Annotated in this window: 18 protein-coding genes; 5 read left to right on the forward strand and 13 right to left on the reverse strand. The window is 71.4% G+C overall.

Translation table 11 applies throughout. The features are described 5' to 3' along the window. Positions 1–30 precede the first annotated feature (30 nt). The gene (locus OG990_RS18105) at positions 31–765 is read left to right on the forward strand and encodes a DUF998 domain-containing protein (RefSeq protein WP_406076321.1); all 735 of its coding nucleotides are present in this window, start codon (positions 31–33) and stop codon (positions 763–765) included. 85 nt (positions 766–850) lie between these two features. Further along, positions 851–1,501, forward strand: coding sequence for a DUF998 domain-containing protein (locus tag OG990_RS18110; RefSeq protein WP_406076323.1), 651 nt, complete (start codon positions 851–853; stop codon positions 1,499–1,501). Positions 1,502–1,573: 72 nt separating this feature from the next. On the opposite strand, the gene OG990_RS18115 is transcribed toward OG990_RS18110, so the two are convergent. Both OG990_RS18115 and OG990_RS18120 read right to left on the reverse strand, forming a co-directional pair. Next, complete coding sequence (locus tag OG990_RS18115; protein ID WP_328413990.1) at positions 1,574–2,620, reverse strand: S1 family peptidase; 1,047 nt, start codon at positions 2,618–2,620, stop codon at positions 1,574–1,576. A 427-nt stretch (positions 2,621–3,047) separates the two neighbouring features. Further along, the gene (locus OG990_RS18120) at positions 3,048–3,524 is read right to left on the reverse strand and encodes a winged helix-turn-helix transcriptional regulator (RefSeq protein WP_406076324.1); all 477 of its coding nucleotides are present in this window, start codon (positions 3,522–3,524) and stop codon (positions 3,048–3,050) included. A 55-nt stretch (positions 3,525–3,579) separates the two neighbouring features. On the opposite strand from OG990_RS18120, the gene OG990_RS18125 reads away from it, so the two are divergent. Beyond that, a complete protein-coding gene (locus tag OG990_RS18125) occupies positions 3,580–4,101 on the forward strand; it encodes a PaaI family thioesterase (RefSeq protein ID WP_355605747.1) in 522 nt (173 codons plus the stop codon). 112 nt (positions 4,102–4,213) lie between these two features. Here the strand turns inward: OG990_RS18125 and OG990_RS18130 are convergent, their stop codons facing one another. The 3 genes from OG990_RS18130 to OG990_RS18140 all read right to left on the reverse strand — a co-directional run bounded on the left by OG990_RS18130 (position 4,214) and on the right by OG990_RS18140 (position 7,335). Continuing rightward, a complete protein-coding gene (locus OG990_RS18130; protein ID WP_386992034.1) occupies positions 4,214–5,149 on the reverse strand; it encodes an acyl-ACP desaturase in 936 nt (311 codons plus the stop codon). 77 nt (positions 5,150–5,226) lie between these two features. Continuing rightward, the gene (gene hisS / locus OG990_RS18135) at positions 5,227–6,555 is read right to left on the reverse strand and encodes a histidine--tRNA ligase (protein WP_406076326.1); all 1,329 of its coding nucleotides are present in this window, start codon (positions 6,553–6,555) and stop codon (positions 5,227–5,229) included. Between the two features lie 69 nt (positions 6,556–6,624). Then, the gene (locus OG990_RS18140; RefSeq protein WP_406076328.1) at positions 6,625–7,335 is read right to left on the reverse strand and encodes an MBL fold metallo-hydrolase; all 711 of its coding nucleotides are present in this window, start codon (positions 7,333–7,335) and stop codon (positions 6,625–6,627) included. Positions 7,336–7,600: 265 nt separating this feature from the next. On the opposite strand from OG990_RS18140, the gene OG990_RS18145 reads away from it, so the two are divergent. Further along, complete coding sequence (locus OG990_RS18145; protein WP_328413976.1) at positions 7,601–8,485, forward strand: peptidylprolyl isomerase; 885 nt, start codon at positions 7,601–7,603, stop codon at positions 8,483–8,485. A 59-nt stretch (positions 8,486–8,544) separates the two neighbouring features. Beyond that, positions 8,545–9,384, forward strand: a complete 840-nt coding sequence (locus OG990_RS18150; RefSeq protein WP_328413975.1) for a peptidylprolyl isomerase — start codon at positions 8,545–8,547, stop codon at positions 9,382–9,384. Between the two features lie 109 nt (positions 9,385–9,493). Here the strand turns inward: OG990_RS18150 and OG990_RS18155 are convergent, their stop codons facing one another. The 8 genes from OG990_RS18155 to ruvC all read right to left on the reverse strand — a co-directional run bounded on the left by OG990_RS18155 (position 9,494) and on the right by ruvC (position 18,922). Continuing rightward, complete coding sequence (locus OG990_RS18155; protein WP_406076331.1) at positions 9,494–12,019, reverse strand: RelA/SpoT family protein; 2,526 nt, start codon at positions 12,017–12,019, stop codon at positions 9,494–9,496. 170 nt (positions 12,020–12,189) lie between these two features. Further along, positions 12,190–12,756 (reverse strand): adenine phosphoribosyltransferase, encoded by a 567-nt coding sequence (locus OG990_RS18160; protein WP_328413974.1) that lies wholly within the window; start codon positions 12,754–12,756, stop codon positions 12,190–12,192. Positions 12,757–12,862: 106 nt separating this feature from the next. Further along, entirely contained in the window at positions 12,863–14,056 is a 1,194-nt protein-coding gene (gene secF, locus OG990_RS18165) for a protein translocase subunit SecF (protein WP_386991773.1), read from the reverse strand. A 1-nt stretch (position 14,057) separates the two neighbouring features. Then, positions 14,058–15,974, reverse strand: a complete 1,917-nt coding sequence (secD, locus tag OG990_RS18170; RefSeq protein ID WP_406076333.1) for a protein translocase subunit SecD — start codon at positions 15,972–15,974, stop codon at positions 14,058–14,060. Between the two features lie 276 nt (positions 15,975–16,250). Continuing rightward, on the reverse strand, positions 16,251–16,589 hold the full coding sequence (gene yajC / locus OG990_RS18175; protein ID WP_355605724.1) for a preprotein translocase subunit YajC: 339 nt from the start codon (positions 16,587–16,589) through the stop codon (positions 16,251–16,253). Positions 16,590–16,731: 142 nt separating this feature from the next. Further along, on the reverse strand, positions 16,732–17,799 hold the full coding sequence (ruvB, locus tag OG990_RS18180; RefSeq protein ID WP_406076336.1) for a Holliday junction branch migration DNA helicase RuvB: 1,068 nt from the start codon (positions 17,797–17,799) through the stop codon (positions 16,732–16,734). Then, entirely contained in the window at positions 17,796–18,398 is a 603-nt protein-coding gene (ruvA, locus tag OG990_RS18185) for a Holliday junction branch migration protein RuvA (protein WP_406076337.1), read from the reverse strand. Before ruvA ends, ruvB begins: the two co-directional genes overlap by 4 nt. Continuing rightward, positions 18,395–18,922: a crossover junction endodeoxyribonuclease RuvC gene (gene ruvC / locus OG990_RS18190; RefSeq protein ID WP_328413963.1), complete on the reverse strand. Its 528-nt coding sequence runs from the start codon at positions 18,920–18,922 to the stop codon at positions 18,395–18,397. The genes ruvA and ruvC overlap by 4 nt, the downstream gene beginning before the upstream one ends. Positions 18,923–18,969 lie beyond the last annotated feature (47 nt).

Here is an 18,969-nt window from a genome sequence, read left to right on the forward strand (position 1 = left end):
GCGGGCTGGCGTGTTGGTTAACGTGGCGAAATGCGCGCCGTACCGAACTGGGCCGTCGCCACGGCGGTGGCCGCGCCCCTGCTGCTGGTGGCCGGCTGGACGGTCGCGGAAGGCCGGCAGCCCGCCGGCTACGACCCGATCCGGGACACCATCAGCGAGCTGGCCGGGCACGACGCCACCGATGCCTGGATCATGATCAGCTGTCTGGTGCTGCTCGGCTGCTGCTACCTGGCGATCGCCGCCGCGCTGCACGCGGCCGGGTTGCCCAGCCGCTTCCTGCTCGCCGTCGGCGGGGTGGCCACCATCGCGCTGGTGGCGTTTCCCCGGCCGACGGTGGGCGGTTCCGTCAGCCACGGCATCGCGGCGACGGTGGCCGTCCTCGCCCTGGCGCTCTGGCCGGCCGGCTCGGCGCTGTGGCTGCCGCGCGGCCGGGACGCCGCGCATCCGGCCGCGCCGGAGCCGCCCTGGGCGTTCCGCCGGGGGGTGGGGTTGAGCGCCACGGTCGTACTGCTGGCCCTCTTCGGCTGGTTCGCGTTCGAGGTGACCAGCGGGTCCCGGACCGGCCTGGCCGAGCGGGTGACGGCGGTGGCCGTCTCGCTCTGGCCGCTGCTCGCGGTCCTCTCGGCCCGCCGGGCGCACCTCGCGTGGGCCGCCGGCGGCGCCGTACCCGTCGGCCCGGACCTACCGACGGTCGGCGTCGTACCCCCGGATCCGCTGGGACCAACTCACGGGCCCGCTCCTCGACGGCCCGATTGGCTGCCGTGAGTCGTCGCCCGACACAGCCCGGCGGCAGCGACGTCGGCCCATCCGCGCGAGCGCGAGGCGCCGGTCGCACCGCTACGATCGCCCGATGTCGGCCGTTCCCCGCTGGGCCCTGCTGTCAGCCGGTGGCGCACCGCTGTTTCTCATCGGGGGCTGGACGCTGGCGCAGGCCGCCCAACCCGACGAATTCGACCCGGTCCGGCAGACCATCAGCGCGCTTGCCGCCTCGAACGCGGACCATCGCTGGATCATGACGATCGGGCTGGCCGGCCTGGGCCTCTGTCACCTGATAACCGCGCTGGGCCTGGTCACCGCCGCGCCGGCGGGCCGAGGGCTGCTCGCGCTGGGCGGACTGGCCACCCTGGTGCTGGTCGCCTTCCCGCAGCGCCCGGCGGGCGACTCGATGACGCACGTCGTGGCCGCTGGTGTGGCGTTCGGGGCGTTGGCTGTCTGGCCGGCCCTGGCCGTGCCCCGCCGAGTGGCGCCGCCCCTCGGCCGGGATCACCGTCATCCGCCGGACGGGTCAGCGCCGAGCGGACCCGCACGCTGGACAGCGTTCGCGGTGGCGGCGGTCCTCCTCGGGCTGCTCGGCTGGTTCGCCGTCGAGCTTTTCGCCGACGGCGCACGGATCGGGCTGACGGAGCGGCTGGTGGCGGCCGCCGAGGCGGCCGTACCGCTGGCCGCCGTGCTCGCCGCGCTGGCCTCGGAGCGGCGGCGGGGACCGTCCGGGCCCCGCTGACCGTCATCGCCGACGCCGGGCCGCGCGAACGGGCCGCCGGAGGGTTCCGGCGGCCCGTGAGCGGTGAGTGGATCAGAAGACGCTGACGCCGTAGCGGCTCAGCGCCTCGGTGACCGGCTGGAAGAAGGTGGTGCCACCGGTGGTGCAGTTGCCGCTACCGCCGGAGGTCAGGCCCAGGGCGGTGCTGCCGCTGAACAGCGAGCCGCCGCTGTCGCCCGGCTGGGCGCAGACGTTGGTCCGGATCAGGCCGGAGACCGAGCCCTCGGCGTAGTTCACCGTGGCGTTGGTCGCGGTCACCGAGCCGCTACGCAGGCCGGTGGTGCTGCCGGAGCGCTGCACCGACTGGCCGACGGAGGCGTTGCCGGCGCCGGTGATGTCCCGGTAGCTGCCGTTGTAGAGGTAGACGTTGCCGGCGGCGTTGGCCGAGTTGCTGTGCCGCACGATGCCGTAGTCGTTGCCCGGGAAGCTGGTGCCGGTACGGGTGCCGATCAGCGCGGTCTGGCCGGAGTTCGAGTACCAGCTCGACGAGATGTTGGTGCAGTGCCCGGCGGTCAGGAAGTAGTAGGTGCTGCCGCTGCGCACGTTGAAGCCGAGCGAGCAGCGCCCGCCACCGCCGGCGTAGATGGCCTGTCCACCGGAGATCCGGGTGCTCAGCACGCCGGCCTCGGCCTCGATCCGGACCGCGCCGTTGGCCCGCGCCGCAGCAGCCTTGACCCGCTCCAGCTTCGCGCCGGTGACGGTGCTGTCCACGGAGACGACGACCTGGTTGGTGACCGGGTCGCTCCACCAGGCGGTGCCCGGAATCTTGGCGGAGCCCTCCAGGTCCGCGGTGGCCCGGTTGAGCTCGGCGGCGCCACGGGTGACGTACCGGACGGTGGCGCCGGCCTTGCTCGCCTTGCGGGCGGCGGCCGCGTCGGTCACGGTGACGACGGACTTGCCGCTGGCGTCGATGTACGAGCCGGCGGAGCTGTCGCCGAGCTGTGCGGAGAGGGCGGCGGCGGCATCCGGAGAGGCGGCGGGGGCGGCCTGGGCGGGCGCGCCGACGAGTGAGCCGACGACCAGGGTTCCGGCGACGGCGACGGTGGCCGCGACGCGGAGTGAGGACCTCGTGGGTCGCATGTAATAAACCTCCTGGGCGGGGGAACGGGTCTCGCCGGGGGCGGCGAACCCGAGGGGGGCAACCCGGCCGATCTGGGAAAACCGTCCGAGCAAACTGAAGTATTCACATACTTAAGATCATTGACAAGACTTGGTTTCGCCCGGATTTGCCGATCTTCGCTGGCCACGTAGCCGCAACACCTCGGACACGCTCGCGAACGCCGACCGTCACACCGCATCCGCAACACCACTGACGCACTCGCGAACCGCCACCGTCACACCGCATCACCGCCGGTCCCTTTCGGACACGACCTGCCATCGGACGCCCGCGACGCGGCACCGGGAACCGTCCGGCATGAGGGTGAAAGCCCGGCGGTACGACAGTCGGGCTGCCTCGCCACCGTCGGGGGCACGGCCGCCGATACCCGGCGGCCCTCGCCAGACGGCGTCAGGAGGTACGGCGGCGGGCGGCGGGACCGGGGCGGGGCAGCACGTCGCGGTGCCCGCTCACCTCGTGCCCGTCCACGCAACGCAGCTCGACGCGCACCTCCGCACCGCAGTCTCGGTGACCCACGCTCAGCGGCGAGCCCTCCGGGTCGGCGAGGTACCGGTCGCCCCACCCGAGTACGGCGACCAGCACCGGCCACAGGTCCAGACCCTTCTCGGTCAGCCGGTACTCGTGGCGCAGCCGGCTGCCCGGCTCCCGGTACGGCTCGCGGCGCAGCACGCCCTGCTCGACAAGGGTGCTCAGCCGGTTCGCCAGCACCTGACGCGGGATCCCGGTGCGCACCCGCATGTCGTCGAAGCGGCGTACGCCGTTGAACACCTCGCGGAGCACCACCAGGGTCCACCGCTCGCCGAGGATCTCCATCGCGCGGGCGATGGTGCAGTTCTCCACCGACCAGTCCAGTGCCGCGGGTCTCATCCGCCCAGGCTAGGTCTGATTGACAGACTCAGCAACGTGCTGCGAGGCTGCGTCCATGACACAGACGCAGGAGCCGACGCGCAGCCGTACCTTCACCTGGTCGGATCCGGCGACCAACGCTGCGCAGCTCGGTCAGCGCGGCGGCCTCGACCTGCTCCGGGCGATGATCGCCGGCGAGCTGGCCGCACCGCCGGTGATGCACATGATCGACATGGCCCGGATGGAGGCCGACGAGGGACGGGTCGCCGTCGAGCTGGTCCCGCAGGAGTTCCACTACAACCCGCTCGGCACCGTCCACGGTGGTGTCATCTCCACCCTGCTCGACACCGCCGCCGGGTGCGCCGTGCACACCACGCTGCCCGTCGGCATCGGCTACACCTCGCTGGACCTGAACGTGAAGTTCCTCCGACCGGTCACCGTCGACAGCGGCATCCTGCGCTGCGAGGGCACGGTACTCCAGCGCGGCCGCCGCACCGCCCTGGCCGAGGCCCGCCTCACCGACGCCAGCTCCCGCCTCATCGCGCACGCCACCAGCACCTGCCTCCTCTTCCCCATCCCCGCCGACTCCCCCGCCTGACCCAGGTCGATCATGAGGTTGACGGGTGATCGGGAGATCGAACAGCCCGCCAACCTCATGATCAACGAGGTGGGCGCGTGGGTGGGGCGGCGCGGTGGGGCAGGGTGGGGGTTTAGCGGAGGGCCAGGCGGGCGGCGCGGGCGTCGCGCTTCTCCTCGAAGCGGGTGGCGGCGACCTGCAGGGTGTCGAGTTGGGCGGCGAGCTGCTCGCGGGCGGCCTCGCCGTCGGCGTTCAGGCCGGTCACGTTGAACACGTCCCACTGGCGCAGCACCGGCATCAGCACCTCGTCGCGGTGCTGGCGCAGGTCGTAGATGCCGGCCAGGGCGATCGCCACCGACTTGCGCGCGAAGCCGTCGATGCCGTTGCCCGGCATCTGGAAGTCGGCCACCACGTCCGCGACGGCCCGCATGGCCTGGCTCGGGGCCAGCTCGAACGAGGCGGCGAGCAGGTTGCGGTAGAAGACCATGTGCAGGTTCTCGTCGGCGGCAACCCGGGCCAGCAGTGCCTCGCAGGCGGGGTCGCCGGTGGCCTTGCCGGTGTTGCGGTGCGAGATCCGGGTGGCCAACTCCTGGAACGAGACGTACGCCAGGGAGTGCAGCACCTCGTCGTCGTGCGCGTTGACGTAGCCGGTGGACATGTGCGTCATCCGGGCCCGCTCCAGCGCCACCGGGTCGACCGCCCGGCTGACCGTCAGGTAGTCGCGGATCGCCGTGCCGTGCCGGCCCTCCTCCGCGGTCCACCGGTGCACCCAGGTGCCCCACGCGCCGTCCCGGCCGAACAGGGTGGCGATCTCGTGGTGATACGAGGGCAGGTTGTCCTCGGTCAGCAGGTTGACGATCAGCGCGGTGCGCGCCACGTCGGGGATGGTGGAATCGGTCGGCGACCACGCCTCACCACCGAGCGGCCCGTCGAAGGTACGCCCTTCGCTCCACGGCACGTACTCGTGCGGGAACCACTCCTTGGCCAGCGAGAGATGGCGGTCGAGGTTGCGCTCAACCACCGGCTCCAACTCGACGAGGAGAGCGGTCTGGCTCAGTGTGGTGCTCATGGTCACGAGAAACTCCCTACGGTGGCGTAACTTACGCTACCGTAGGTCCCCGCGGCCGAACGCGCCAGTGGTGAGATTCAGCTGACCATCGGCTTGAGGTCCTCCCGGGGCGGCATCCACTCCCCCGCGGCAGCCGTGACCTGCTCGCCGGAGCGGATGTCCTTCACCTCGTCCGGCGCGCCGTCGACCCCCGGGAACCAGACGTACGGGATGCCGCGCCGCTCGGCGTAGCGGATCTGCTTGCCGAACTTCGCCGCGCTCGGCGACACCTCGGTCGGCACCCCGCGCCGCCGCAGCGCCTCGGCCACCCGGTTGCTGGCCGTACGCCGCTCCTCGCTGGTCACCGCCACCAGCACGGCGGTCGGCACCTCTCGGGAGATCGACAGCTCGCCCGCGCCGAAGAGCAGGCCGAGCAGCCGCGTCACCCCGATCGAGATCCCCACCCCGGGGTACGAGGTGGCACCGGAACTGGCCAGATTGTCGTACCGGCCGCCGGAGCAGATCGAGCCGAACCGCTCGTAGCCGCGCAACTGGGTCTCGTAGACCGTGCCGGTGTAGTAGTCCAGACCCCGGGCGATGCGCAGGTCCGCCACGCAGAGGCCGGGCGAGTGCTCGGCGGCGGTCTCCACCACCCGGACCAGCTCCTCGATGCCCTCGGTCAGCAGGGGATCGTCGACCCCGAGCGCGCGCACCGCGTCGGCGAACGAGGCGTCCGGTGCGGAGATCTCGGCCAGCGCCAGGCACGCCTTGGCCTGCGCCTCGCTCGCCCCGGCGGTCTGGGCCAACAGCTCGGCCACCTTCGCCGGGCCGATCTTGTCGAGCTTGTCGACCGCGCGCAGCGCCGCCTCCGGGTCGGTCAACCCGATGCCCCGGTAGAAGCCCTCGCAGATCTTGCGGTTGTTGACCTGGATCGTCACCGGCGGGATCGGCAGCGCGCGCAGCGCGTCCCCGATCACCAGTGGCATCTCCGCCTCGTGGTGCGGGGCCAGGGTGTCCCGGTCGACGATGTCGATGTCGGCCTGGACGAACTCCCGGTAGCGCCCCTCCTGCGGCCGCTCACCCCGCCACACCTTCTGGATCTGGTAGCGGCGGAACGGGAAGGCCAACTTGCCTGCGTTCTCCAGCACGTACCGGGCGAACGGCACGGTGAGATCGAAGTGCAGGCCGAGCTGGTCGTCGCCGGCCGCACCGTCGGCGTCGGCGTGCAGCCGGCGGATCACGTAGACCTCCTTGGAGGTCTCCCCCTTGCGCAGTAGCTGGTCCAGCGGCTCCACCGCACGGGTCTCCAGCGGGGCGAAGCCGTACAGCTCGAAGGTGGCCCGGATCCGGTCGAGCACGAACTGCTCGGTCATCCGCTGGCCGGGCGTCCACTCGGGGAAGCCGGAGATGGGCGTGGGCTTGTTCATCACGTACTCCTTGCGGTTCCGCGGCAATGCGCGGGGACGCCGTGGGTCCGCACGGCGCAGACGACGGGTTTAGAGGCCCCTGGTGGGCGCGGCCGCCGACGTGCCAGCCACCTCGACGAGGTACGGGTTGCTGGCGCGCTCACGGCCGATGGTGGTGCTGGGGCCGTGGCCGGGCAGGACGACGGTGTCGTCGGCCAGCGGGAGGATCTTGTCGCGCAGGCTGCTGAGCATCGCCGGCATGCTGCCGCCGGGCAGGTCGGTGCGGCCGATCGAGCCGGCGAAGAGCACGTCGCCGGAGAGGCAGATCTCGTCGGCCTCCCAGCCCGACCCGGCGCCGGGCAGCCGGAACAGCACCGACCCGCCGGTATGGCCCGGGGAATGGTCGACGGCGATCTCCAGACCGGCCAGCGTGAGGGTCGCGCCGTCGGTCAGCTCGGCCACGTCCTCCGGCTCGGTGTAGCTCAACCGGCCGCCGAAGAGCGAGCTCAGGTCGGTCGAGAGACCCTTGGCCGGGTCGGCCAGCATCTCCCGGTCGCCGGGGTGCACGTACGCGGTGATGCCGCGGGCACCACAGACCGGCGCCACCGAGAAGGTGTGATCGAGGTGGCCGTGGGTGAGCAGCACAGCGGCCGGATGCAGGCGGTGCTCGGCGAGCAGCGCGTCGAGCTGGTCGAGCACCCCGATGCCGGGGTCGACCACCACGCACTGCTCCCCCGGCGCGGTGGCCACCACATAGCAGTTGGTGCCGAAGGCGTCCGCGGGAAAGCCGGCCACGAGCACTGGCGCTGTCCTTTCCGTCGAGCTGTCGTCCTGCCCAGCAGCCTAACCGGCGACGCGATCCGGTTTGCCGCGTCCGTCCCTCCCGCCCCGCCGGGCACAGTGACATCGCCCGATAAGGGCTGCTGGCGGCGGGGTGGACCTCGTACACCACATTCCCAGTCGCTAGCCGTACACTCTGGCGGGCGTGTGGCGCGGCACACGTGACGCCTGATGGGCCGGGACGCCCGGCCGCCGGCGACGACCAGGTAGAGGAAGGGGAGCACGGGTGGCTTCCAGCAGGGACCGGCAGCGCAAACTGGCGCGGGCCAAGCTCGACCGGCAGTTGGCCCGCCGAGCCGCCTCCACGCGGCGCCGTCGGCAGATCCAGGCCGGTGTCGGCGCCGCTGTGGTCCTCGTGCTGATCGTGGCCGGCTCGGCCTGGGCGCTCGGGGCCTTCGACTCCGACCCGAAGCAGAACACGGCCGCGGAGGACATCTGCCTCTGGACGCCGCAGGACGCGACGGCCAACACCAACCTCAAGGACGTCGGCACGCCGGAGACCAAGGGCCTGCCCACCGACGGCACCCGGGCGATGACCGTGACCACCAACCAGGGCGCGCCGATCACCGCGGAGTTGGATCTGACCAGCTCCCCGTGTGCCGCGGCGAGCATCACCCACCTGGCGAGCCGGTCGTTCTACGACAACACCAAGTGCCACGAGATCACCGCCGACGGCGCCCTGCGCTGCGGCGACCCCAGCGGCACCGGCCTCGGCGGGCCGACCTACTCGTTCTACGACGAGGACGTGCCGACCGTGCCGTCGGCGTCGCCGTCGGCCAGCCCGGCGCCCGGCCAGCCGCCCACGTACCCGAAGGGGACCGTGGCGATGATCTCCAACCCGCCGGGCAGCAACGGCAGTCAGTTCCTGATCTTCTTCAAGGACTTCACCACCACCGACCCCAAGTTCCCGGTGATCGGCCGGGTGACCGGCGGGCTGGACGTGGTGGAGAAGATCGGTGCCCTGCCGACCGTGGACAATGGGACGGGGGCCCAGGTCAAACCCAAGACCGACGTGGTGATCCAGAGCCTCACCGTTGGTGAGCCGGTCACCGCCGCGGCACCGTCGCCGTCGGCCTCCGGCGCCCCGGCCAGCAGCCCGAGTGCCGGCTGACCGGTCGCCCCACCCCACCCGAGCGGCACCCAGCAGCAGACAGCCAGGAGGATCCAGGCGTGACGTCCACCAGAGATCGGCAGCGCGCCGCGGCACGCGCCCGGCTCGAGAAGGAGATGGCCGAGCGCTCGGCCAAGGCCCGCAAGCGCCGGCAGACGCAGGCGATCATCGGCGCGGGCGCTGCGCTGGTGCTCGTGGTCGCCGGCACCGTCTGGCTGGCGATGAGCCTCGGCGGTGACGACGACAAGACCGACACCGCCGCCCAGGCGCCCGGCGCGTCCGAGTGCGTGTACAACCAACTGCCCGCGGACCAGCGGAGCCCGCAGATCAAGGACGTGGGGCTGCCGAGCAACCAGCAGTCCGGCACCGGCGTGCAGACCATGACGATCGACACCAATCTGGGCCCGATCACCGCCAAGGTCGACCGGTCGCTGGTGCCGTGCACGGCGGGCAGCTTCAGCTACCTCGCGGAGAAGAACTTCTTCGACAACACCAAGTGCCACCGTCTGGTGACCGAGGGCATCAAGGTGCTGCAGTGCGGTGACCCGAGCGCCACCGGCAACGGCTGGCGGGAGACCGACGGCATGGGTGGCCCGAGCTACAAGCTGCCCGAGGAGAACCTGCCCACCGACAAGCGTCCGCCGTACCCGGAGGGCGTCATCGCGATGGCCAACTCGGGCCAGCCGGGCAGCACCGGCAGCCAGTTCTTCATCGTGTACGGCGACTCACCGCTGGACCCGGCGTACACCGTGCTCGGCACCGTCACCGGTGGCCTGGACATCGTCAAGGACGTGGCCAAGACCGGCGACGACGGGGCGTTCGCCCAGCAGGCTGGCGGTGGCCACCCGAAGAAGGAGGTCATCATCAAGGACCTCGCCATGAGCGCGCCGCAGGGCTGACGCCCGAGAAGACGACGAAGCGCCCGCCGGCTGAGCCGGCGGGCGCTGTCGTGTCCGGTAACTCTGTCGTGTCCGGGGATCGGCGCCGCCCGGGGACGGCGGCACGCGGTCAGGCGCCGGAGGTGACCCGGTACGCGTCGAAGACGCCGTCGACCTTGCGGACCGTGGCCAGCAGGTGGCCCAGGTGCTTCGGGTCGGCCATCTCGAAGCTGAACCGGCTCACCGCCACCCGGTCCCGGGTGGTGGTGACGGTGGCGGAAAGGATGTTGACCCGCTCGTCGGAGAGCACCCGGGTGACGTCGGCCAGCAGCTTGTGCCGGTCCAGAGCCTCCACCTGGATGGCCACCAGGAACGTCGAGGCGGAGGTGAGCTTCCAGCTGACCTCGACCACCCGCTCGCTCTGGGCCCGCAGGTCCTCGGCGTTGGCGCAGTCGTCGCGGTGCACGCTCACCCCGCCGGAGCGGGTGACGAAGCCGAACACCGAATCCGGGGGGACCGGGGTGCAGCAGCGGGCCAGCTTGATCCAGACGTCGCTGACGCCCCGGACCACCACGCCCGGGTCGTTGCTGCTCTGCCGGCTGCGCGGCGGCCGGGTGGCGACGGCGGTCTCGGCGATGTCCTCCGCCGCGCCCTCCTCGCCGCCGTACGCGGCCATCAACTTCTGCACCACCGACTGCGCGGAGACCTGGCTGTCGCCGACCGCCGCGTAGAGCGAGGCCACGTCGGCGAGGTGCAGGTCCCGAGCGATCGACATCAGCGCGTCAGAGGTGAGCATCCGCTGCAACGGCATGCCCTGCTTGCGCATCGCCTTGACGATCGCGTCCTTGCCGGCCTCGATCGCCTCCTCGCGGCGCTCCTTGTTGAAGTACTGGCGGATCTTCGTACGCGCACGCGGGCTCTTGACGAAGCCCAGCCAGTCCTGAGTCGGGCCGGCGGTCTCGGACTTCGAGGTGAAGATCTCGATCACGTCGCCGTTGGACAGCGTCGACTCCAGCGGCACCAACTTGCCGTTGACCCGCGCCCCGATGCACTTGTGCCCGACCTCGGTGTGCACCGCGTACGCGAAGTCCACCGGCGTCGAACCCGTCGGCAGCGGGATGACGTCACCCTTCGGGGTGAAGACGTACACCTCCTGGCTGGACAGGTCGAAGCGCAACGCGTCCAGGAACTCGCTCGGGTCGGCCGCCTCCCGCTGCCAGTCCAGCAACTGCCGCAGCCAGGTCATCTCGTCGATGTGCGCCGGCGGGCCGACGATCTGCGTGCCCTTGTGCTCCTTGTACTTCCAGTGCGCGGCGATGCCGAACTCGGCGGTGCGGTGCATCGCGTACGTGCGGATCTGCATCTCCACCGGCTTGCCGGTGGGCCCGATGACCGTCGTGTGCAACGACTGGTACATGTTGAACTTGGGCATCGCGATGTAGTCCTTGAACCGACCCGGCACCGGCTGCCAGTTGGCGTGGATCACACCCAGCGCCGCGTAGCAGTCCCGAACTGTGTCGACCAGGATCCGCACCCCGACCAGGTCGTAGATGTCGTTGAAGTCGCGACCCCGCACGATCATCTTCTGGTAGATCGAGTAGAGGTGCTTCGGCCGACCGGTCGTCTCCGCCTTGATCTTGGCGGCCTTGAGGTCGGTCTGCACCTTCTGGGTCACCTGCCGCAGCAGTGCCTCACGCTGCGGCTGGTGCTCCCCGATCAGCCGGTTGATCTCCTCGTACCGCTTCGGGAACAGCGTGCCGAAGGCGAGATCCTCCAGCTCCCACTTGATGGTGTTCATACCCAGCCGGTGGGCCAGCGGGGCCAGGATCTCCAGCGTCTCCTTGGCCTTCTGCTCCTGCTTGGGCCGGGGCAGGAAGGTCAGGGTGCGCATGTTGTGCAGCCGGTCGGCCAGCTTGATCACCAGCACCCGCGGGTCCTTGGCCATCGCCACGACCATCTTGCGGATCGTCTCGGCCTTGGCCGCGTCGCCCAGCTTGACCTTGTCCAGCTTGGTGACACCGTCGACCAGCAGGGCGACCTCGCCGCCGAAGTCGGCGCGCATCTGGTCGAGGGTGTACTCGGTGTCCTCGATCGTGTCGTGCAGCAGCGCGGCGACCAGCGTGGTGGTGTCCATCCCCAGGTTGCCCAGGATGGTGGCCACCGCGAGCGGGTGCGTGATGTACGGGTCGCCGGACTTGCGGTACTGCCCGGAGTGCCACCGCGCGGCCGTGTCGAAGGCGCGCTGGAGCAACCGGGCGTCGGCCTTGGGGTGGTTTACCCGGTGGCTCGCGATGAGCGGCTCCAGCACCTCGCTGACCTGCGAGGTCTGCCACGGCGCGTTGAACCGGGCCAGCCGGGCCCGGACCCGGCGGCCGGTGGGCGCGTTGGACAGCCCGAAACCACCGCTGGGCGACGGGTCGATGCCGGCATCGGTCGGGAACGGGACCACGACACCGTCGGCACCGGGGGACGCCTCGACGGCACCCGATGCGGCACCGATCGGAAGCACCGTGCCCTCGGCCGGAGCCCTGCCTGAGCCGTTACCGGTGCCCGTCACCCGGGCCGGCGCGTCACCGTTCCGGTCGGTCACCGAGCCGTCAGCGTCGCCTGTCGGGTGCACCGTGCCCTCCACCGGAGGGACGACATCGTGGGACACCGGCCTCCTCACCGCTCGCCGGAAACACACCGGCCGTACGTCGGCCGGCCTGGTCTCGCGCCGCCGGACGGCGTACCGCCGGCGTCAGCAAAGGGCAATGCTACCCGCACGGACGGTCCCCTGCCGCTCCGCCGGACGGTCGGCGCCCGGTCCGCCCGACGGGTCGCTGTTCAAACGGTCAGCAGGGCATGGACGGGACGCGGGGCCAGCCGCTCGCGGGCGCCCAGGAAAGCGAGCTCCAGCAGAACAGTGAAGCCGGTGACCGTCCCCCCGGCCCGCTCGACCAGGTCCAGCGTCGCCTCGGCGGTGCCGCCGGTGGCCAGCACGTCGTCGACCACCAGCACCCGGTGCCCGGCGGTGAAGGCGTCCTCGTGCACTTCCAGGGTGGCCTCGCCGTACTCCAGCGCGTAGGAGACCGAGTGCGCCGGGCGGGGCAGCTTGCCGGCCTTGCGCACCGGCACCACGCCCACCCCGGCCGCGTACGCGACGGCCGCCGCGACGACGAACCCGCGCGCCTCGATGCCGACCACCACGTCGAAGCCATCCCGCCCGTGGTACGCGACGATCCCGTCGACCACCTCGCGGAACACCTTGCCGTCGGCGAACAGCGGCATCAGGTCCTTGAACATGACACCGGGCTGGGGAAAGTCGGGCACATCCAGCACCCGGCTGGCGATCAGCTGGGCGGCCTCCGGGCCGCTGTCCCCGCGCGCCGCGGTGCTGTGGGTCTCCGTCACGGCTGTTCCGCTTCCTCTCCAACGACGACGGCGTCCGGCAATGCTGCTCGCACAGCATGCCGGACGCCGTTCGGGCGTTTCCTCCCGGGTCTGCCCCCGGGGGCCGTCAGCGCCGCTTGGCGCCACCCGGCCGGTTGCCGCCGCCACCCGGGCGACCGCCCCGGGCACCGGTCGGCCGCTTGCCGGCCGGCCGAGCGCCCACCTTGGGGGCGGCACCGGCCAGCGCGGCGGAATCCGAGTCGAGCTGGGCGTCGGTCGCGTCGGCCTGGGCCGGGTTCGGGGCGCCCTTCGGGGTGACCTCGCCACGGGCCAGCGCGCCCCGGCGGGCCAGCACCCGCTTGTTGTGCGCCTGGATCCGCGGGTCGTAGTTCTTCAGCAGCGCCAGCAGCGGCGTGGCCACCAGGATGGAGGTCACGAACGCCACCGCCATACCGACGAACAGCACCAGGCCGAGGTCCTTCAGCGTGCCGGCGCCGAGCAGGCCGGCACCGATGAAGAGCAGACCACCGACCGGCAGCAGGGCGACGACCGAGGTGTTCAACGACCGCATCAGGCTCTGGTTGACGGCCAGGTTGGCCGCCTCGGAGTACGTCTGGTTGTTGTTGGCCGTGATGCCCCGGGTGTTCTCCTGGACCTTGTCGAAGACCACCACCACGTCGTAGAGCGCGAAGCCCAGGATCGTGAGGAAACCGATGATCGTCGACGGGGTGACCTCGAAGCCGACCAGCGAGTAGATGCCGGCGGTGAGGATAAGGTTCATGAACAGCGAGGAGACGGCGGCGACCGCCATCCGCCACTCGAAGCGCAGGATCAGGTAGACCATCACCAGCGCGATGAAGATGACCAGGCCGAGGACGGCCCGCTCGGTGACCTGGCTGCCCCACGCCTCGCTGACCTGGTTGCCGCTGACCTGGTTGACGTTGATGCCGAAGTCCTGCGCGATGCGCGTCTGCACCGCGTTGGCCTGCTCGGCGCTGAGCTGCCCGGTGCGCAGCTCGTAGGAGTCGCCGCCGGGGCCGCCGACCTTCTGCGCGGTGGCCACCTCGATACCGGTGTTCTCGGCGGCGAGAGCCGAGTTGACCTCCTCCTCGGCCTGTTCCAGGGTGCCGACGCTGGCCGGCACCTGGAACGAGTTACCACCGGCGAACTCGATGCCGAGGCTGAACCCACGGATCGAGAAGCTGAGGATCGCGATCAGGATCAGGATCCCGGCGACGCCGAACCAGAGCTTGCGCCGGCCGACGACGTTGAGACCGGCCTCGCCGTTGTAGAGGCGGCTCGCCAGACCATTCTGAGCCATCTCAGGCCTCCTTGGCGCGCGGGTTGCGGGGCTGAGTCTGCTGGCTGCGGGCCGGAAGTGCCCGGCCCAGACCGCTGACCCGCGGGGACAGGAACGCCCGGGTCCGGGCGAACATCGTCATGATCGGGTGCCGGAAGAGGAAGACCACGACCAGGTCCAGCACGGTGGCCAGGCCGAGGGCGAACGCGAAGCCCTTGACCGTGCCGACCGAGACCACGTAGAGCACCACCGCGGAGAGCAGGGTGATCGCGTTGGCCGAGATGATCGTCTTACGGGCCCGGATCCAGGCCCGGGGCACCGCGCTGCGCGGACTGCGCCCCTCCCGGATCTCGTCCTTCAGTCGCTCGAAGTAGATGACGAACGAGTCCGCCGCCACACCGAGCGAGACGATCATGCCGGCGATGCCGGCGAGGGTGAGCGTGAAGCCGATCTGCCGGCCGAGCACCACCAGCGCACCGAAGACGAGCAGCGCCGAGAGGATCAGGCTCAGGAAGATGACCGAGCCGAGCAGCCGGTAGTAGAAGAACGCGTAGATGATGACCAGCAGCATGCCGATGCCGGCCGCGAGCAGACCCGCCCGCAGGTGGCTGGCGCCCAGGGTGGCGGTGACGTTCTGCCGCTCCTGCTGCTCGAAGGTCACCGGCAGCGCGCCGTAGCGCAGCTGGCCGGCGAGCGCGCTGGCGTCCTTCTGGGTGAAGTTGCCGGTGATCTGGGAGTTGCCGGTCAGTACGCCCTGGATCTCCGGGGAGGAGACGATCTCGTTGTCCAGCACGACGGCCACCCGGCACTTGCCGTCCTGACCCAGCGCGGTCGCGTCGCAGGCCTGGCCCTCGTTGTTGAACGCCTCACGGGTGAGAGCGGTCCACTTGCCCTGGCCGTCACCGGTGAAGTCCAGGCTGACCACCCAGGCGTTGGTCTGGTCGAGCACCGCGTCGGCGTCGTCCACGTCGGTGCCGAGCACCTTGGCCTGGTCGAGCAGGTACTTCGAAGCGCCGTCCTCGCAGGAGACGGCCTGCTGCTTCGGGTCGGAGATCGACGCTGGCGGGCGCTTGTCGAGCTGCGCGCAGCCGATCGTCGGCACGTTGAACTGCATCTGCGCCGGCAGCACGGCCACCTCTTGCGGCGACAGCGTGCCGAACGGCTTGAGCTTGTCGGCCAACGACGGGTCGGCGGTCAGGTCGGCCGGGGCCTGCAAGCCGTTGGCGGCCTGCCACGACGCGGCGCCGACCTTCTGCTCGACGGCCTTGCGCTGCTCCTCGATGCTGGCCGGCACCGGCTCCTCGCTGGCGCTCGGCGACGGCGCGGCGGCACTCGGCGAGGCCGAGGCGGAGGGGGACGGCGTGGCGCTGGCGCTGGGCGCCGGGGCCATCCCACCCTGCCCACCGCTGGGTGACGTGGTCACCTTCGGCGCGGCGCTGCCGGACGGGGTCGGCAACGCGCTGCCGGACGGGGCGGGGCTGGCGCTGCCCGACGGGGCGGGCGTGGCGGCCGGCGGCGGCACGGCGGCCGTCCCGCTGCCGTCGGCGGCCTTGAGCACCTTGCGGAAGCGCAGCTCGGCGGCGCTGCCCACGTCGGTGAGGTCCCGGTTCTCACCGGGCAGGGAGATGACGATGTTCCGGTTGCCCTCGGTGACCACCTCGGCCTCGGCCACGCCGAACGCGTTGACCCGACTCTCGATGATCTGGCGGGCCTCCTCGAGGTTTTCTGCCGTCGGGGGCTTGCCATCGACGCTGTTGGTCGCCTCCAGCGTCATCCGGGTGCCGCCGATCAGGTCCAGGCCGAGCCGAGGCTCGAGCCGGTCCTTGAAGCTGCCGCTGGCGCCGCCCGCGAAGAACACCAAAAGGTAGAGGACGACGAAGATGAACCCGAGCACGGCGAGCTGCCTGCCGGGCCGCATCTGTCCCTGAGGTGGTGCCACGGTTGTCCTGTCTCCCTGTACGGTCGCGCCGCTGCGCGCGGCGGCGGCGGGTGTCGGGCCGGGGGTCCCGGTCGACGGTCTGACCTGGGCCGGCGAGGTGCCGACACGATGGCCGGACGCGCCGACGCGAGACGCCGACGGTCACGGGGACGTGCCGATGCCCGGCGTCGACCCAACTATCCAGTTTTCACGTCGCGTCCGCTGCCCCATCGGGCGCGGTGGCCCCGGGGGACTGGTCGACCGGCCGTACGCCGGACCCGCCCCCGGGAGGAAGGATCACTCCTTGGTGGAGTCCGCGTCCTCGGTGACCGGCTCGCTCGGCAGCTCCGCACGGGTGATCACCCGGGCGATGGCCGGCCGGGCGTACCGGGTCTGCACGCCCGGAGCGACCTCGAGCAGGACACTGTCGTCCTCGATGCCGGTGACGGTGCCGTAGAGCCCGCCGATGGTCACAACCTCGTCGCCGGGGCCGAGGTTGGACTGCATCGACTCCGCCTCGCGGCGCCGCTTCTGCTGGGGTCGGATCATCATGAAGTACATGACACCGAAGAGCAGGGCGATCATCAGGATCGGCGTAAAGCTGCCGGCCCCGCCGCCCGCTGCTGCGTAATACACGGTTACTGAACCTTCCCATTGGCCACCTGCCCGGCACGTGGGGGTGCCGGAGCGGAGGCGGATTCTCACGTCCTGTACAGACCGCGGCGAAGTCTAATCCCTGCACCTGAGAACACCGAATGCGGCACAGATCACGTTCACATCACGCCTGATCGGCATCCGACGAGAACAGATCGGGCGCCGATGGGACATCCGCCCCAAATGTACCATTCGGCGGCGTACGCCCCAGATGCCGCCAGGCGGCCTCGGTGGCCACCCGACCCCGCGGGGTACGGGCCAGCAGACCGGCGCGGACCAGGAAGGGCTCACAGACCTCCTCGACCGTGTCCGGCTGCTCCCCCACCGCCACGGCGAGGGTGGACAACCCCACCGGACCACCCCGGAACGAGTCGACCAGCGCGGTCAGCACCGCCCGGTCGAGCCGGTCCAGGCCCAGCGCGTCCACGTCGTACACAATCAACGCGGCACGGGCGGTGGCGAGATCGACCACCCCGTCGGCCCGCACCTCCGCGTAGTCGCGGACCCGACGCAACAGCCGGTTGGCGATCCGCGGTGTCCCCCGGGACCGGCCGGCAATCTCGGTCGCGCCCTCGGCCGTGATCGGCACTCCGAGAATCCGCGCCGAGCGGTGCAGCAGCGTCTCCAGGTCAGCCGGGGCGTAGAAATCCAGGTGTGCCACGAAGCCGAAACGATCCCGCATCGGCCCGGTCAACAGACCCGACCGGGTGGTCGCGCCGACCAGGGTGAACGGCTCGACGTCCAGCGGGATGGCGGTGGCGCCCGGCCCTTTGCCGACCACCACGTCGACCCGGAAATCCTCCATGGCGCTGTAGAGCAGCTCCTCGGCAGGCCGGGCGATCCGGTGGATCTCGTCGATGAACAGCACGTCGCCCTCGCCGAGGCTGGTCAGGATGGCCGCCAGGTCACCGGAGCGCTCGATCGCCGGGCCGCTGGTCACCCGGATGCCCGCGCCCAGCTCGGCGGCGACGATGTTGGCCAGGCTGGTCTTACCCAGGCCGGGCGGGCCGGAGAGCAGGATGTGGTCCGGCGGCGAGCCCCGCCGCATGGCGCCCTGCAACAACAGGTCGAGCTGGTCGCGGACCCGGTCCTGAGCGATGAACTCGGCCAGCCTCCGGGGCCGGACGGTGGCCTCGGCGTCCCGGTCCGCGTCGCTGACGTACGCCGAGACAAGCCCCTCGGTCTCACTCATCGGTTGCGACCCAGCAGGCGGATGGCCTGCCTGAGCAGGACCGGCACGGGCGGAGTCTCGCCGTCGACGGTCTCCGCAACTGCGGCCACCGCCTGGTCGGCCTGCCCAGCCGTCCAGCCCAGCCCGACCAGCGCCTGGCGGACCTGCTCGGGCCAACTGCCCCCGGTCACGCCGCCCACGCCGTCGGCGCCGATCGCCACCGGGCCGATCCGGTCGCGCAGCTCCAGCACCAGGCGCTCGGCGCCCTTCTTGCCGATCCCGGGCACCCGGGTCAACGCGGCGGTGTCGGCGTTGGCGATCGCCTTGCGGACCGCGTCCGGGGTGTGCACGGCCAGCACCGCCTGGGCCAGCCGCGGGCCGACCCCGCTGGCGGTCTGGAGCAGCTCGAACAGCGCCTTGGCGTCGTCGTCGGCGAAGCCGTAGAGGGTCAGCGAATCCTCCCGGACCACCAGGCTGGTGGCCAGCCGGGCGGTCTGGCCGACCCGCAGGTCGGCCAGCGTCCCCGGGGCGCAGTGCACGGCCAGGCCGACCCCGCCGACCTCGATCACGGCCTGGTCCGGACCTGTCGCGGTCACCGTGCCGCGCACGCTGGCAATCATCGTGCCCCTCCTCGTCGTGCCCGGTCGGCCGCCGCGGCCAGTTTGGAACGGGTGCCGCCCCGCCACACGTGGCAGATGGCCAGGGCGAGCGCGTCGGCGGCGTCGGCCGGCTTGGGCGGCTCGGCCAGCCGCAGCAGCCGGGTCACCATCGCGGTCATCTGCGCCTTGTCGGCCTGACCGGAACCGGTCACCGCCGCCTTCACCTCGCTGGGGGTGTACGTCTGCACCGGCAACCCGGCGCGCGCCCCGGCCAGCACGGCGATGCCGCTGGCCTGCGCGGTGCCCATCACCGTGCGCACATTGTGCTGGCTGAACACCCGCTCGACGGCGACGCTCTCCGGCTGGTGCTCGGCGACCAACTCGGTCAGCGACCGGTCCAGGTGCAGCAGCCGCAGCGACAGGTCGTCAGCCGGGTCGGTGTAGATCACGTAGTAGGCGACCAGGGTGCAGGGCCGACCGGGCACGCCCTCGACCACGCCCACCCCGCACCGGGTCAGCCCCGGGTCGACACCGAGCACCCGCACGCCGCCCCTCCCCAACCATCACCAGTACGTGTGTTCGACACCCTACT

Origin of the sequence: Micromonospora sp. NBC_00858 (assembly GCF_045207365.1) — a bacterium.
In the GTDB taxonomy this organism is placed as follows: domain Bacteria; phylum Actinomycetota; class Actinomycetes; order Mycobacteriales; family Micromonosporaceae; genus Micromonospora.